Annotated in this window: 14 protein-coding genes; 5 read left to right on the forward strand and 9 right to left on the reverse strand. The window is 64.6% G+C overall.

Annotated elements, in window-relative coordinates; all coding sequences use genetic code 11:
* Window positions 1–83: 83 nt before the first annotated feature.
* From pnp to G3O06_RS24250, 3 genes are all read right to left on the reverse strand, one after another.
* Entirely contained in the window at window positions 84–2,231 is a 2,148-nt protein-coding gene (gene pnp, locus G3O06_RS24240; protein WP_174971667.1) for a polyribonucleotide nucleotidyltransferase, read from the reverse strand.
* Window positions 2,232–2,521: 290 nt separating this feature from the next.
* Window positions 2,522–2,791 (reverse strand): 30S ribosomal protein S15, encoded by a 270-nt coding sequence (gene rpsO, locus G3O06_RS24245; protein ID WP_043188860.1) that lies wholly within the window; start codon window positions 2,789–2,791, stop codon window positions 2,522–2,524.
* A gap of 107 nt (window positions 2,792–2,898) precedes the next feature.
* Window positions 2,899–4,158, reverse strand: coding sequence for a branched-chain amino acid ABC transporter substrate-binding protein (locus G3O06_RS24250; RefSeq protein ID WP_205817755.1), 1,260 nt, complete (start codon window positions 4,156–4,158; stop codon window positions 2,899–2,901).
* A 175-nt stretch (window positions 4,159–4,333) separates the two neighbouring features.
* Between G3O06_RS24250 and G3O06_RS24255 the strand changes: the two genes are divergently transcribed.
* From G3O06_RS24255 to G3O06_RS24265, 3 genes are all read left to right on the forward strand, one after another.
* The gene (locus G3O06_RS24255; protein ID WP_174915878.1) at window positions 4,334–4,846 is read left to right on the forward strand and encodes a hypothetical protein; all 513 of its coding nucleotides are present in this window, start codon (window positions 4,334–4,336) and stop codon (window positions 4,844–4,846) included.
* A 382-nt stretch (window positions 4,847–5,228) separates the two neighbouring features.
* Window positions 5,229–5,870 (forward strand): carbonic anhydrase, encoded by a 642-nt coding sequence (locus G3O06_RS24260; RefSeq protein ID WP_175000171.1) that lies wholly within the window; start codon window positions 5,229–5,231, stop codon window positions 5,868–5,870.
* Between the two features lie 37 nt (window positions 5,871–5,907).
* Window positions 5,908–7,458: a SulP family inorganic anion transporter gene (locus G3O06_RS24265; protein ID WP_205817756.1), complete on the forward strand. Its 1,551-nt coding sequence runs from the start codon at window positions 5,908–5,910 to the stop codon at window positions 7,456–7,458.
* A 73-nt stretch (window positions 7,459–7,531) separates the two neighbouring features.
* On the opposite strand, the gene G3O06_RS24270 is transcribed toward G3O06_RS24265, so the two are convergent.
* From G3O06_RS24270 to G3O06_RS24295, 6 genes are all read right to left on the reverse strand, one after another.
* On the reverse strand, window positions 7,532–9,076 hold the full coding sequence (locus tag G3O06_RS24270) for a 2-isopropylmalate synthase (protein WP_174915875.1): 1,545 nt from the start codon (window positions 9,074–9,076) through the stop codon (window positions 7,532–7,534).
* A 318-nt stretch (window positions 9,077–9,394) separates the two neighbouring features.
* Entirely contained in the window at window positions 9,395–10,267 is an 873-nt protein-coding gene (pssA, locus tag G3O06_RS24275; protein ID WP_174915874.1) for a CDP-diacylglycerol--serine O-phosphatidyltransferase, read from the reverse strand.
* A 15-nt stretch (window positions 10,268–10,282) separates the two neighbouring features.
* On the reverse strand, window positions 10,283–10,927 hold the full coding sequence (locus tag G3O06_RS24280) for a phosphatidylserine decarboxylase (RefSeq protein ID WP_011352710.1): 645 nt from the start codon (window positions 10,925–10,927) through the stop codon (window positions 10,283–10,285).
* A gap of 127 nt (window positions 10,928–11,054) precedes the next feature.
* Window positions 11,055–12,071, reverse strand: a complete 1,017-nt coding sequence (gene ilvC, locus G3O06_RS24285; RefSeq protein WP_174915873.1) for a ketol-acid reductoisomerase — start codon at window positions 12,069–12,071, stop codon at window positions 11,055–11,057.
* A 94-nt stretch (window positions 12,072–12,165) separates the two neighbouring features.
* A complete protein-coding gene (gene ilvN, locus G3O06_RS24290; protein WP_011352712.1) occupies window positions 12,166–12,657 on the reverse strand; it encodes an acetolactate synthase small subunit in 492 nt (163 codons plus the stop codon).
* A 112-nt stretch (window positions 12,658–12,769) separates the two neighbouring features.
* Window positions 12,770–14,533, reverse strand: coding sequence for an acetolactate synthase 3 catalytic subunit (locus G3O06_RS24295; RefSeq protein ID WP_011352713.1), 1,764 nt, complete (start codon window positions 14,531–14,533; stop codon window positions 12,770–12,772).
* A gap of 355 nt (window positions 14,534–14,888) precedes the next feature.
* On the opposite strand from G3O06_RS24295, the gene G3O06_RS24300 reads away from it, so the two are divergent.
* Together G3O06_RS24300 and G3O06_RS24305 are read left to right on the forward strand one after the other, a co-directional pair.
* On the forward strand, window positions 14,889–15,452 hold the full coding sequence (locus G3O06_RS24300; protein ID WP_011352714.1) for an RNA polymerase sigma factor: 564 nt from the start codon (window positions 14,889–14,891) through the stop codon (window positions 15,450–15,452).
* A partial coding sequence (locus G3O06_RS24305; RefSeq protein ID WP_205817758.1) for a DUF3619 family protein occupies window positions 15,449–15,617 on the forward strand: 169 nt, incomplete at its 3' end. The genes G3O06_RS24300 and G3O06_RS24305, both read left to right, overlap by 4 nt.

Raw genomic sequence — 15,617 nt, forward strand, 5'->3', positions numbered from 1 at the left:
GGCGCTGCTGCGCCGCACAACGATGCTACAGAAAAAACGGCCGGCACGCTTTCGCACTGCCGGCCGTTGGTCCGCCTACCCGCTTACTGCTGCGGCGGCGTGTCCGACTGCGACGCCGCCGCTGCTTCATTCAGCAGCGCCTTCGCCGACAGACGCACGCGACCCTTTTCGTCCGTCTGGATGACCTTGACCTTCACTTGCTGGCCTTCCTTCAGGTAGTCGTTGATGTCCTTCACACGCTCGTTGACGATTTCCGAGATGTGCAGCAGGCCATCCTTGCCCGGCAGCAGGTTCACGATCGCGCCGAAATCGAGCAGCTTCAGAACCGTGCCTTCGTACACTTGGCCGACTTCGATCTCGGCCGTGATTTGCTCGATGCGCTTCTTCGCTTCGGCCATGCCGTCGCTGTTCGTGCTCGCGATCGTCACGACGCCGTCGTCGGAGATGTCGATGGTTGTGCCGGTTTCTTCCGTCAGTGCGCGGATCACCGAACCGCCCTTGCCGATCACGTCACGGATCTTTTCCGGGTTGATCTTGATCGTGATCATGCGCGGCGCGAATTCCGACAGCTGCGTGTTCGCACCCGAAACTGCCGACGTCATCTTGCCGAGGATGTGCATGCGGCCTTCCTTCGCCTGTGCGAGCGCGACCTGCATGATTTCCTTCGTGATGCCCTGGATCTTGATGTCCATCTGCAGTGCCGTCACGCCTTGCTCCGTGCCGGCCACCTTGAAGTCCATGTCGCCGAGGTGATCTTCGTCGCCGAGGATGTCGGTCAGCACCGCGAACTTGTTGCCTTCGAGGATCAGGCCCATCGCGATGCCCGCGACGTGCGCCTTCATCGGCACGCCTGCATCCATCAGCGCGAGGCAGCCGCCGCACACCGATGCCATCGACGACGAACCGTTCGATTCGGTGATTTCCGACACGACGCGGATCGAGTAGCCGAATTCGTCGGCGCTCGGCAGGCACTTGACCAGCGCACGCTTCGCGAGGCGGCCGTGGCCGATTTCGCGGCGCTTCGGCGAGCCGACGCGACCCGTTTCGCCGGTCGCGAACGGGGGCATGTTGTAGTGAAGCATGAAGCGCTCGCGGTACTCGCCTTCAAGCGCGTCGATGATCTGCTCGTCACCCTTCGTGCCGAGCGTCGCGACGACCAGCGCCTGCGTCTCGCCGCGCGTGAACAGCGCCGAGCCGTGGGTACGCGGCAGCACGCCGGTGCGGATCTCGATCGGGCGCACGGTGCGCGTGTCGCGGCCGTCGATGCGCGGCTCGCCGTTCAGGATCTGCGAACGGACGATCTTGGCTTCGATGTCGAACAGCACGTTGCCGACGGTAGCCTTGTCGGCTGCGACGGTACCGGCCGCCTGCGCGTCTTCCTCGAGCTTCGCCGAGGTCGCTGCGTAGACTTCCTTCAGCTTCGTCGAGCGCGCTTGCTTGTCGCGGAGCTGGTAAGCAGCGAGCAGGTCGTTCTGTGCCAGCTCGGTCACGCGCGCGATCAGCGCTTCGTTCTTCGGTGCCGGCTGCCAGTCCCACTCGGGCTTGCCGCCTTCGCGCACCAGTTCGTGGATCGCGTCGATCGCGACCTGCATCTGGTCGTGGCCGAACACCACGGCGCCCAGCATCACGTCTTCCGACAGTTGATCGGCTTCCGATTCGACCATCAGCACGGCACGTTCCGTACCGGCGACGACGAGGTCGAGGCTCGATGCCTTGATCTGGTCACGCGTCGGGTTCAGCACGTACGCGTTGTCGATGTACGCCACGCGTGCGGCACCGACCGGGCCGTTGAACGGCAGACCCGACACGGCGAGCGCAGCCGATGCACCGATCAGCGCAGGGATGTCCGCCGGGATTTCCGGGTTCACGGACAGCACGTGGATCACGACCTGGACTTCGTTGTAGAAGCCTTCCGGGAACAGCGGGCGCAGCGGACGGTCGATCAGGCGCGACGTCAACGTTTCGTGCTCCGACGGACGGCCTTCGCGGCGGAAGAAGCCGCCCGGGATCTTGCCGGCCGAGTAGGTCTTCTCGAGGTAGTCGACGGTCAGCGGGAAGAAATCCTGGCCCGGCTTCGCCGACTTCGCGCCGACGACGGTTGCCAGCACGACGGTATCTTCAACGTCGACGATCACGGCGCCGCTTGCCTGGCGAGCGACTTCACCGGTTTCGAGGCGCACCTTGTGCTGGCCCCACTGGAATTCCTTCACGACCTTGTTGAACATGGACATGGTTGCTCCTTTGAATTCATGCATTTCATTCGCCGCGCCGGCCATCCCGCGCGGCGGCGTCCCGACCGAATCACCCGGAGCAAGGTGTGTTTTTTATGCCATTCCAGCGCGGCGCTCGTGCAGCGACGCGCTGGAATGACACAAATCCTGCCCCGGTACCGGTCGTTGCGGCAGCCCCGCACAACCGTGCCGGACAGCCTGCGGTGCGTGTGACGCTACGCACCGCGCAAAAACAAAATGCCTGTATCAGCGGACTGACACAGGCATCTTGCTGGCGGCAATCGCCTCGATTACTTACGCAGACCCAGCTTCTCGATCAGTGCGCGGTAACGGTCGGCATCCTTGCCCTTGAGGTAGTCGAGCAGCTTGCGGCGGCGGCTCACCATGCGCAGCAGGCCGCGGCGGCTGTGGTGATCCTTCGCGTGGGTCTTGAAGTGACCCGTCAGTTCGACGATACGTGCGGTCAGCAGTGCGACCTGGACTTCGGGCGACCCCGTGTCGTTGGTAGCGCGGGCGAACTGAGCAACAACTTCCGACTTCTTGATATCTGCAACAGACATGTGATTTCCTTTCTAACTGAACAGGCGGACACGGAAGAATGGCCGTGCCGTGACTTACAACCGGCGCGCATTGTAGCACAACTCCGCACCGTTCTTACCGCCCCCTGTCACGGGCGCGTCATCGAGCAGGCGGACGGCATCTCCGTACGCTGCGCCGGCACCGCGAGCACCGTCCGGAAGCCGTAGCCCGAACCCTCGTTGTCGAAGCGCACGCCCGGCGTGCCGGCCTTGTCCATTTCCATCACGTAAAGGGGCTGGATCAACTGATGATCCTGCGCGCGCATCCGCGACGCGTGGAAGCCGTCGTCGAACGACAGGCCCTCGAGCGCGCGTGCGACCGCGACGGGGTCGGCCGAACCCGCGCGGTTCATCGCGGCGGCCAGCATCTCGATCATCTGGCTCATCCGCCGCACCGGATAGTCGTCCTGGGCAGCCGGAAAACGGTTCCGGAACGCGCGGTAGAACGCATCGGATTTCGCGCCGCCCGCGTTCGGGTGCCAGTCCGCCACGGCCACGACCCGCGCGACACCGGCGTCGCCGAGTGCGGCAGGCGCGCCAAGGCTGTTGCCGTAGAACGTGTAGAACTTCGCATTCAGCCCCTGCTCGCGCGCCGCCTTCACGAGCAGCGTGAGGTCGTTGCCCCAGTTGCCGGTCACGACGGCGTCGGCGCCGCTTGCGCGGATCTTCGCGATGTACGGCGAGAAATCCTTGATCCGTCCGATCGGGTGGAATTCGTCGCCGGCGACCGTCACGTCCGGGCGCCGCGCGGCCAGCGCCTGCCGTGCGAGCGTGCTGACGTCGTGGCCGAAACTGTAGTCCTGGTTCAGCAGGTAGACCTTGCGCAGCGCGCGGTCGCGCGCCATCACGTCCGCGAGCGCGGCCATCCGCATGCCCGCGTGCGCATCGAAGCGGAAATGCCAGAAACTGCAGCGCGCGCCGGTCAGCGCCGGATCGTCGGCCGAATAGTTGAGGAACAGCATCCGGTTGTCCGGATCGCGCGCGTTCAGCTTGTCGAGCGCCGCAACGAGCGCGGCCGCGACGGCCGAGCTGTTGCCTTGCGTGACGAACCCGATATGGCGGTCCGCGGCCGCGCGCAACTGCACGAGCGCCTCCTCGGGACTGCCCTTGCTGTCGAGCACGACGAGTTCCAGCGGATGCGCGCCGTCGCGCAGCTTCACACCGCCCGCCGCGTTGACCTGCTCGACGCCGAAGCGCAGGTTGCGCTCGACCGCCGCGCCCGCGTTCGCGAACGGCCCCGACATTCCCTCGATCAGTGCGATCCGCACCGGCTCGCCGCCGGCAAACGCGGACGACACCAGCATCCACCCCGCGCTCAACGCGAGCGCGCATCGCTTCCACCCCTGCATCGGCCACCTGCCCTTCAATCTGCCCGAGAAGCGCGGATCATAGGCCGGCGCCCCCGCCGCCCGCAAGCGTGACCGGGACCGTGGCGGCGATCCGCACCGATTTTTTCCGCGCGATGCGCGGTCGCGCGCCGTCCGTGATAAAACGGGAATTGTTTCCGTGTTCTGGAGAATCCCCATGCGCATTCGCATTTCCGCGCGCCTGCCGGTGCTGCTCGCCAGCGCCGCCGCGCTGCTGGCCGGTTGCGCGCAACCGTGGCAGCAATACCAGGCCGGCCAGGACGAGTCGGCGATCGTCGCACGCATGGGCCCGCCGCGCGAGATCTACGACCTGCCCGGCGGCGGCAAGCGCCTGATGTGGCCGACCCAGCCGATGGGCGAAATCACCATCGCGGCCGACGTCGACGCGGCCCACAAGATCGTCAACGTGCGGCAGGTCCTGCAGCCGAACGAGTTCTATCGCGCAGAGATCGGCAAGTGGACGAAGACCGACGTCCTCGTCAACTTCGGACGCCCCGTCGAGACGTCCTACTTCCCGCTGATGAAGCGCGAGGTGTGGACCTATCGGTATCTCGAGGACAACGTCTGGTACATGATGTACAGCTTCTACTTCGATCCGCAGGGCATCCTGCGCATCACGCAGAAGACGCCCGACCCGCTGCACGATCCCGACCGCCGCAACCTGTTCTGACCGATTACGCATTTACGCGCAATTTTCACCATGGCCATTCACGAATCATTGCGTGAATGGCCATTTCCTTTTTTCCGCCTTCCGATTAATTCCGCAATTGCGGCGGGAATCTTTTCCGATCAATGACATTCCGATGGCACCTCGCTGACATCCCCGTCATGCGGGCCTTTGCGCGGAAAGAAGCACGCACAGTGCATGTCATGCGATGAATTGGTGCATGCAATGCACTACGCCAAACCAATTTGAAACAAATTGTTTCAACACCCCCGAAGTGCTAGGGCATACCCCTAATATCAGTCGAAATTCAACCTTTCAATTTAGAAAGAATGCCATTGCGTCATTTCTGCCGATATACGTTTGCCTTTATCACAAAGGAGTCCTCATGAATCGCCCCAAGAGCATGCTGGTTGCCAACATCGCCTGGGCCCGCGAAACGCGTGAATACACGCCCGGCTTCTTCGACGCGCTCGCGCGCGGCCAGAATCCGCGCGTGCTGTGGATCGGCTGCGCCGACAGCCGCGTGCCGGCCGAAACCATCACACACTGCGCGCCCGGCGAGCTGTTCGTCCATCGCAACATCGCGAACCTGTTCCATCCCGACGACGACAATTCCGCCAGCGTGCTCGAGTACGCGGTGCGCGTGCTGCAGGTCGACCACGTGATCGTGTGCGGGCACTACGGGTGCGGCGGCGTACGCGCGTCGCTGCTGCCGCCGCCGTCCGACCTGCCGCACGTCGCGCGCCGCATCGCGCCGCTCTGCGCGCTCGCGCGGCGCCATCGCGACGCGCTGGACGGGCTCGACGACACGGCCGCCGCCGACCGCCTCGCCGAACTCAACGTGCTCGAACAGGTGCGGCTGCTGCGCGCGTCCCCGATCGTGCAGGGCCGCGAACGGCCACCGCTCGTGCACGGCTGGATCTTTTCGCTCGCCGACGGACGCCTGCAGGAACTCGATTCCGGCTACACCACGCCGACCGTCGACGTCGAACCCGTGCAGGCCGCGACGGCCGGCGCGCTCGGCTGACCTACCCCGCCCCCAAGCCAATGAAATCGCCCCAACCATGAAACTGAACGAGCGCCTGTCCACCCTGCCGCGCGACATCGTCGCCGGAATCGTCGTTTTCCTCGTCGCGCTGCCACTGTGTCTCGGCATCGCCAATGCATCCGGCGTCGAACCGTTCGCCGGGCTCGTGTCCGGGATCGTCGGCGGCATCGTCGTCGCGCTGCTGAGCGGCTCATCGCTGTCCGTCAGCGGGCCGGCCGCCGGCCTCGTCGTGATCGTCGTCGAAGGAATCGCACAACTCGGCAGCTTTTCCGCGTTCCTGCTCGCGGTACTGCTGTCCGGCGTATTGCAATTCGGGTTCGGCATGCTGCGCGCCGGCCGCTTCGCCGCCTATGTGCCGTCACCCGTCATCAAGGGCATGCTCGCCGCGATCGGCCTGCTGCTGATCGTAAAGCAGATTCCGTTCGCGTTCGGTATCGGCGGCTCGGCCGCGCAATCGTTTGCTAACTGGCCGGGCCTGCCGGTCGCGTGGGCCGCGACGGCCATCGCGCTCGCCTCGCTCGCGCTGCTGGTCGCGTGGGATACGCCCGCACTGCGCCGCTTCGCGCTGGTGCGCTCGGTGCCGGCCCCGCTCGCGGTGGTCGTACTGGGTATCGGCGCCACGCTCGTGCTGAGCGTCGTCGCACCGTCGGTCGCGCCGGGCGCCGCCCATCGCGTGACGCTCCCCGAACTCGGATCGTTCGCGGCCTTCGCGGCATCGCTCAAGCATGCGGAGCTCGGCCCGAACTTCGCGCAGCTCGTCAATCCGGACGTGTGGCGTGTCGCGATCACGCTCGCGGTCGTCGCGAGCCTCGAGACGCTGCTGAGCCTCGAAGCGGTCGAGCAGATCGACCCGAAGCGCCGGCCGACCCAGCCCGACCGCGAACTCAAGGCCCAGGGCGTCGGCAATCTCGTCGCGGGCGCGGTCGGCGGGTTGCCGATCACGTCGGTGATCGTGCGCAGCTCGGTGAACGTCAATGCGGGCGCGCAAAGCCGGATGTCGGCGATCGTGCACGGGATGCTGCTGCTCGCGAGCGTGTTCGCACTCACCGGCCTGATCAACCTGATCCCGCTCGCGAGCCTGGCCGCGATCCTGATCCATACTGGCTTCAAGCTCGCGAAACCGGCGCTGTTCCGCTCGGTGATGAAACAGGGGCCGGCCGCGTTCGTGCCGTTCGCCGCGACGATTGCCGGCGTGCTCGCGGTCGACCTGCTGTTCGGCATCGCGCTCGGCCTTGCCTGCAGCGTGCTGGCGGTCGCCGTCGCGAACCTGAAGAGCCCCGTCACGCTCGCGCAGCACGATGACCACTTCCTGCTGTCGTTCCGCAAGGACGTGTCGTTTCTCGGCAAGGTCCAGGTCAAGCATCACCTGCGGCACATTCCCGACCGGGCCGCGGTGATCATCGATGCAACGCGCGCCGACTACATCGATCACGACGTGCTCGAACTGCTCGATGCGTTCGTCGCCGAGGCGCCGCGACGCGGGATCGCAGTCGAGTTCCGGCGACGCAGCCCGGCGCCGCGTACGGCTGCGCGCCGCTGGCTGTTCCGCGCGCCGGCCGCCGAATGAGCGGCGAATGAAAAAACGCCCCGGCGGCGCAGGGCCGCACGGGGCGTTTCGGTGATGCGCAGTGCGCGGGCGCTTATGAGCGCTGCGGATTGAGCTTGTCGTCCTTCGAATGCAGCTTGTTCAGTGCGGAGATATACGCCTTCGCGGAGGCGGCGACGATGTCCGGATCGGTGCCGACGCCATTGACGATCCGCCCGCTCTTCGACAGACGGACAGTTACCTCGCCCTGCGCCTGCGTGCCGGTCGTGATCGCGTTCACCGAGTACAGCAGCAGCTCGGAGCCGCTGCCGACTTCGCTCTCGATCGCATTGAACGTCGCATCGACCGGACCGTTGCCGCGTGCCTCGCCGGTCACTTCCTTGCCTTCGACCCCGAACACGACCTTCGCGTGCGGCTGCTCGCCCGTTTCCGAGTGCTGCGAAAGCGACACGAACTTGAAGTGCTCCTTCTCGTGCGCGAGCGCCGACTCCTCGGACACGATCGCGATGATGTCCTCGTCGAAGATCTCGGCCTTGCGGTCGGCCAGATCCTTGAAGCGCATGAACGCGGCGTTCAGTTCGCTCTCGCTGTCGAGCGACACGCCGAGCTCCTGCAGGCGCTGCTTGAACGCGTTCCGGCCCGACAGCTTGCCGAGCACGATCTTGTTCGCGGTCCAGCCCACGTCTTCCGCGCGCATGATCTCGTAGGTGTCGCGCGCCTTCAGCACGCCGTCCTGGTGGATGCCCGATGCGTGCGCGAACGCGTTCGCCCCGACCACGGCCTTGTTCGGCTGCACGACGAAACCGGTGATCTGCGACACGAGCTTCGACGTCGGCACGATCTGCGACGTGTCGATGCCGACGTCGAGACCGAAGTAGTCCTTGCGCGTCTTCACGGCCATCACGATTTCTTCGAGCGACGTGTTGCCCGCGCGCTCGCCGAGACCGTTGATCGTGCACTCGACCTGACGCGCGCCGCCAATCTTCACGCCGGCCAGCGAGTTCGCGACGGCCATCCCGAGGTCGTTATGGCAATGCACCGAGAAGATCGCCTTGTCCGAGTTCGGAATGCGTTCACGCAGCGTCTTCACGAGGTTGCCGTACAGCTCCGGCACGCCGTAGCCGACCGTATCGGCAATGTTGATCGTCGTCGCGCCTTCGGCGATCACGGCTTCCAGCACGCGGCACAGGAAATCCATGTCGGAACGGCTGCCGTCTTCCGGCGAGAACTCGACGTTGTCGGTGAACTTGCGCGCGAAGCGCACCGCGAGGCGCGCCTGCTCGAACACCTGGTCGGGCGTCATCCGCAGCTTCTTCTCCATGTGCAGCGGCGACGTCGCGATGAACGTGTGGATCCGGAAGCTCTCGGCCGGCTTCAGCGCGTCGGCCGCACGCTGGATGTCCTTGTCGTTGGCGCGCGCCAGCGAGCAGATCGTGCTGTCCTTGATGAGACCGGCGATCGTGTGGATCGCGTCGAAATCGCCGTTCGAGCTGGCCGCGAAGCCCGCCTCGATCACGTCGACCTTCATCCGCTCGAGATGCTTCGCGATGCGGATTTTCTCTTCCTTCGTCATCGACGCGCCGGGCGATTGTTCGCCGTCACGCAACGTCGTATCGAAAATGATCAGCTTGTCTGTCATGGGGGGCTCCAGGGCTCTTTATACGGAAGTCAAACGTAACGAGATCGCGCCACCGCTGGCGACGCTCAACAACAGACGAGGCTTGACGGGGGGCGAGAACGGTCAGCGCGGCAGGCGCGCCAAAGCTAGCGCGCGTAGCGGCGCACCGGCTAGAAGGAGGGAGAGGCGGGAAAATGCAGTCATGCCAAAGACTATAGCGGCATTCCGTTGGGTGCGCAATCGGACGGCACCCGGGGTTTCCGGCGGCACGGGCCGAACAAGGGACAAATGAAAACGGCGGCCCCGAGGCCGCCGTTTCCGGGCAAAAACGCGCGTGCGTCAGTGATCGCGCTGCGACGAGCGCGCCGGATTCGCGCGCCCGCGGATGGCCATGTAGGCCCAGAACACGTAACCGGACAGCCCGTACAGCACGAACAGGCAGAACAGCATCAGCGGCGGATCGGACGACACGAGCACGAACGCGACGACGACCAGCAGGATCGCCGCGAACGGCACGCGATGCCGCACGTCCAGCGCCTTGCCGCTGTAGAACGGCGCGTTCGACACCATCGTCACGCCCGCGTAGATCGTCAGCACGAACGCGACCCACGGCAGCCAGCCGAGCTTCATCGGCACGCGGTTGTCGGTGGCGAGCCACACGAAGCCCGCGATCAGCGCGGCGGCGGCCGGGCTCGGCAGCCCCTGGAAGAAACGCTTGTCGACGACGCCGATGTTCGTATTGAAGCGCGCGAGGCGTAGCGCGGCGCCCGAGCAGTAGACGAACGCGGCGAGCCAGCCCCAGCGGCCGAGATCCTTCAGCACCCACTCGTACATCACGAGCGCGGGCGCGACGCCGAACGACACCATGTCCGACAGGCTGTCGAACTGCTCGCCGAACGCGCTCTGCGTATGCGTCATGCGCGCGACGCGCCCGTCCATCCCGTCGAGCACCATCGCGACGAAAATCGCGATCGCCGCGATCTCGAAACGCACGTTCATCGCCTGCACGACCGCGAAGAAGCCGCAGAACAGCGCGGCGGTCGTGAACGCGTTCGGCAGCAGATAGATGCCGCGCGTCTTCAGGAACCGCTGGCGCGCGGCGCGGCGGCTCTCGATGGGCACCGTATCCGGTGCCATCACCTTGTTGCGGCGGAACGGACGTGGCGTCTGGCCGGCGCCGTTGCGCGGCCGACGCGGTTTGAATGCGGCCATCGTGCGCCCCGCCGCTTACTGTTCGAGCTCGGCGAGGATCGTCGACGACGCATAGACCTTCTCGCCGATCGACACCTTCGCGCGGCTGCCGAGCGGCAGGTACACGTCGACGCGCGAACCGAAGCGGATGAAGCCGTAGCGCTGGCCGCGCGACAGCGGTTCGCCCGCGCGCACGTAGCAGAGGATCCGGCGTGCGACCAGGCCGGCGATCTGCACGGCGGTCACGGTCTTGCCGCTCGCCGTCTGGATCACGACCGCATTGCGCTCGTTCTCGGTCGACGCCTTGTCGATCGCCGCGTTCAGGAACGCGCCCGGGAAGTACTCGACCTTGGAGATCGCACCATCGACCGGCGAACGCTGCGAATGGACGTTGAAGACATTCATGAACACGCTGATCTTCAGCGCTTCGCGGTTCGCGTACGGATCCTGCGCGGTCTCGACCGCGACGATGCGGCCGTCCGCCGGGCACAGCACCGCGTTCGGCTGCGCCGGGATCGGGCGCTGCGGGTCGCGGAAGAACTGGACGACGAAGACGAGCAGCAGCCAGAACGGCCACGCGAAGCCGAAGCCCCCGACGGCGTGGATCAACAGCGCGATGACGGCTGCAATCGCGATGAACGGCCAGCCTTCGCGCGCGATGATCGGATGAGGATAGTTCATGGATTCGTTCTGTGTTCGGTGAATTGCAAAGCCCGTAGCATAGCAAAAGCCGCCCGGGGCACTGCTGCCTTCGGGCGGCTTTTTGGTACCGGCCCTCTATTCGAGGGGCCGGAACAGCACGCGGTGCTTAGTTCTTCGTCTGGTCGACGAGCTTGTTCTTCGCGATCCACGGCATCATCGCGCGCAGCTTCGCACCGACCTGTTCGATCTGGTGCTCGGCCGTCAGGCGACGGCGCGACTGCAGCGTCGGCGCGCCTGCCTTGTTCTCGAGAATGAAGCTCTTCGCGTACTCGCCCGTCTGGATGTCGGTCAGGCACTGCTTCATCGCCTTCTTCGTCTCTTCCGTGACGATGCGCGGACCCGTCACGTACTCGCCGTACTCGGCGTTGTTCGAGATCGAGTAGTTCATGTTCGCGATGCCGCCTTCGTAGATCAGGTCGACGATCAGCTTCAGTTCGTGCAGGCACTCGAAGTACGCCATTTCCGGCGCGTAGCCTGCTTCGACCAGCGTCTCGAAGCCAGCCTTGATCAGCTCGACGGTACCGCCGCACAGCACGGCCTGCTCGCCGAACAGGTCGGTTTCGGTTTCTTCACGGAAGTTGGTTTCGATGATGCCTGCACGGCCGCCGCCGTTCGCTGCCGCGTACGACAGCGCGATGTCGCGTGCCGCGCCCGACTTGTTCTGCGCAACCGCGATCAGGTGCGGCACGCCGCCACCTTGCGAGTACGTGCCGCGAACCGTGTGGCCCGGTGCCTTCGGCGCGATCATGATCACGTCGAGGTCGGCGCGCGGGATCACCGCGCCGTAGTGGACGTTGAAGCCGTGCGCGAATGCCAGCGCCGCACCTTGCTTGATGTTCGCGTGGACTTCCTTCGCGTACACGTCGGCGATCTGCTCGTCCGGCAGCAGCATCATCACGACGTCGGCGCCCTTCACCGCTTCCGCGACTTCCTTGACCGACAGGCCGGCGTTTTCGGCCTTGCTCCACGACGCGCCATCCTTGCGCAGGCCAACCGTCACGTTCACGCCGCTTTCCTTCAGGTTCAGCGCGTGTGCATGGCCTTGCGAGCCGTAGCCGATGATCGTGACTTGCTTGCCCTTGATGAGGGAGAGGTCAGCGTCTTTGTCGTAGAAAACGTTCATGATGGTTCCTTCGCTAATTCAAAAATTCAACAATTCGTTCGGATGGAGTACTGCGGGCCGGGACATGACGGCGCACCCGGCGTGCCTGCTGGCATCACACCTTCAGGATGCGCTCGCCGCGTCCGATGCCGGAGCTGCCGGTGCGCACGGTCTCTAGGATCGCGCCCGCGTCCAGCCCCTGGATGAATGCGTCGAGCTTGTCGCTCGCGCCCGTCAATTCGATCGTGTAGGTCTTTTCGGTCACGTCGATGATGCGGCCGCGGAAAATGTCCGCCATCCGCTTCATTTCTTCGCGCTCCTTGCCCACTGCACGTACCTTGATCAGCATCAGCTCGCGTTCGATGTGTGCACCGTCGGTCAGGTCCACCACTTTCACCACCTCGATCAGGCGGTTCAGATGCTTCGTGATCTGTTCGATCACGTCGTCGGAGCCAATGGAAACGATGGTGAGCCGCGACAGCGATTGGTCTTCGGTCGGCGCCACCGTCAAGGTTTCGATGTTGTAGCCGCGTGCGGAAAACAGACCGACCACGCGCGACAGCGCGCCCGGTTCGTTCTCCAGCAGGACGGAAATGATGTGTCTCATGTTCGCTTCTTCCAGAATGTGTCCGTGTCGATTCACTCGCGCCGCGCGCTGCCGCGTGCCGCACCGCCCTTCGTGAAGGCGGCCGCATCGGGCTCAGGCGCGCGTCGCGCCGTTACAGATCTTCCGATCCGAGCAGCATCTCGGTGATGCCCTTGCCGGCCTGTACCATCGGCCAGACGTTTTCGGTCGGATCGGTCTGGAAGTCGAGAAACACGGTGCGGTCCTTCAGGCGCAGCGCTTCCTTCAGCGCCGGCTCCACATCCGAGGTCTTTTCGATCCGCAACCCGACATGGCCGTACGCTTCGGCGAGCTTCACGAAATCAGGCAGCGCATCCATGTACGAATGCGAATAGCGCTTGCTGTATTCGATCTGCTGCCACTGGCGAACCATGCCGAGATAGCGGTTGTTCAGCGAAATGATCTTCACGGGCGTGTCGTACTGCAGGCAGGTCGACAGTTCCTGGATGCACATCTGGATCGAGCCTTCGCCCGTGATGCACAGCACGTCGTCGTCCGGGTGCGCCATCTTGACGCCCATCGCTGCCGGCAGGCCGAAGCCCATCGTGCCGAGGCCGCCGGAATTGATCCAGCGACGCGGCTTGTTGAAACGGTAGAACTGCGCCGCCCACATCTGGTGCTGGCCGACGTCCGAGCACACGAACGCATTGCCGTCCGTCAGCTCCCATGCCTTCTCGACCACGTACTGCGGCTTGATGATCTCGCTTTCGCGGTCGTATTTCAGGCAGTCCTTCGAGCGCCAGCCCTCGATGTCCTTCCACCATTGCGCGAGCGCCTCGGTGTCGGGGCCATGCTCGGCCGTCTGTAGTTGCTCGATCAGTTCCTTCAGCACTTCCTTCACGTCGCCGACGATCGGGATGTCGACCTTCACACGCTTCGAGATCGACGACGGGTCGATGTCGATGTGGATGATCTTGCGCGGACGCGACGCGAAGTGCGCCGGGTCGCCGATCACGCGGTCGTCAAAGCGGGCACCGATCGCGATCAGCACGTCGCAGTGCTGCATCGCCATGTTCGCTTCGTAGGTGCCGTGCATGCCGAGCATGCCGAGGAACTTCTTGTCCGACGCACGATAGCCGCCGAGGCCCATCAGCGTGTTCGTGACCGGATAGCCGAGCAGGTCCGCGAACTGGTTCAGTTCACGCGACGCGTCGGCGAGGATGATGCCGCCACCCGTGTAGATGTACGGACGCTTCGCCGTCAGCAGCAGCGACACGGCCTTGCGGATCTGACCCGAATGGCCCTTCGTGACCGGGTTGTACGAACGCAGCGACACGCTCTTGACGGGCTCGTACTCGCACGGCGTCTTCGAGATGTCCTTCGGGATGTCGATCAGCACCGGGCCCGGACGGCCGGTGCGGGCGATATAGAACGCCTTCTTGACGGTTTCCGCGAGGTCGCGCACGTCCTTCACGAGGAAGTTGTGCTTCACGCACGGACGCGTGATGCCGACGGTATCGCACTCCTGGAATGCATCCTGGCCGATCGCGGCCGTAGGCACCTGGCCGCTGATCACGACCATCGGGATCGAATCCATGTACGCCGTGGCGATGCCGGTCACCGCGTTGGTGACACCGGGGCCCGACGTCACGAGACAGACGCCGACATTGCCGGTGGAACGCGCATACGCATCGGCTGCGTGCACGGCCGCCTGTTCGTGGCGCACCAGCACGTGCTGAATCTTGTCCTGCTTGTAAAGCTCGTCGTAGATGTAGAGTACCGAGCCGCCGGGGTAGCCCCAGATGAATTCGACGTTTTCATCGGCCAGTGCCTTCATGAGCACGGTACCGCCGATGGAGTCGCTATCGGGAGGGGAAAGGGGTTCCGACGTGGAGAATTCCGCGCTGGGCATGTTCATTTTGACCTTTCGAATTTTCGGCAAAAAATTGATCGGGTGCTCTCTGCCGGGCTTGTGGCTCGGGTTCAAGCGGCGCGTCCAGTTTGAAGGGCAGGCTTCTTGGGCCAGCCTCAAATGAGACCATCACTTCATGTTGCGAATCATTGACGATAGCGGGTCGCGATTGGGTCGTCAAGCAAAATATCCCGCAGCGCATCATGGGCACCTCCCGGCACCCCGCCGCCGCGGCTCGCGCGCAACGTGAGGCGCCCAACCCGGTGCCAAGCGGCGCGAAAATTTGATAGCATCCGCGGGTTTTACGAAATTTTTCGACCTTTTACACCACGCAGCGGCCCGCAGCGCATACCTTCACGGAATGGCATCAGACAAGGAACTCGCCGACTTTCTGGCGGGCGTCGAAAGGCGCGCGTTCAAGCAGGCTGCGTACGCCGTGCGTGACGACGATGCGTCGCTCGACATCGTGCAGGACGCGATGATCAAGCTTGCGGAGAAATACGGCGACCGGCCGGCGGCAGAACTGCCGCTGCTTTTTCAGCGGATCCTGCAGAACGCGATCCACGACTGGTTCCGCCGGCAGAAAGTCCGCAACACGTGGGTCACGCTCTTCTCGTCACTGAACAACAGCGACGACGACGACTTCGATCCGCTCGAAACACTCGAATCCGCAGACGACAACGCAGGCGTCGAAAGCAGCGAGCACCGCCTCGAACGAGAGCAGGTTCTGGCCCTGATCGACGAAGAAATCCAGAAACTTCCGGCACGTCAACGGGAAGCGTTCCTGATGCGTTATTGGGAAGATATGGATGTCGCCGAGACTGCCGCCGCAATGGGGTGCTCCGAGGGCAGCGTGAAGACGCACTGCTCACGGGCCACCCACACGCTGGCGCACGCGCTCAAGGCCAAAGGAATCACGCTATGAGCTCCGCTCCCGCAAATCGAGAACACGAATTCGCGCTGAAGGTGCGCCGCGCGCTGGACGAGCGCGCGGCCGACCTGCCCGCCGTGACCACCGACCGTCTGGCCGTCGCCCGCCGGGCTGCGCTCGCGCGCAAGAAGCCCGAAGCCGCGACCGTGCCGGTGTTCG

This window comes from Burkholderia sp. Ac-20345, assembly GCF_017104825.1.
Taxonomy (GTDB): Bacteria; Pseudomonadota; Gammaproteobacteria; order Burkholderiales; family Burkholderiaceae; genus Burkholderia; species Burkholderia lata_B.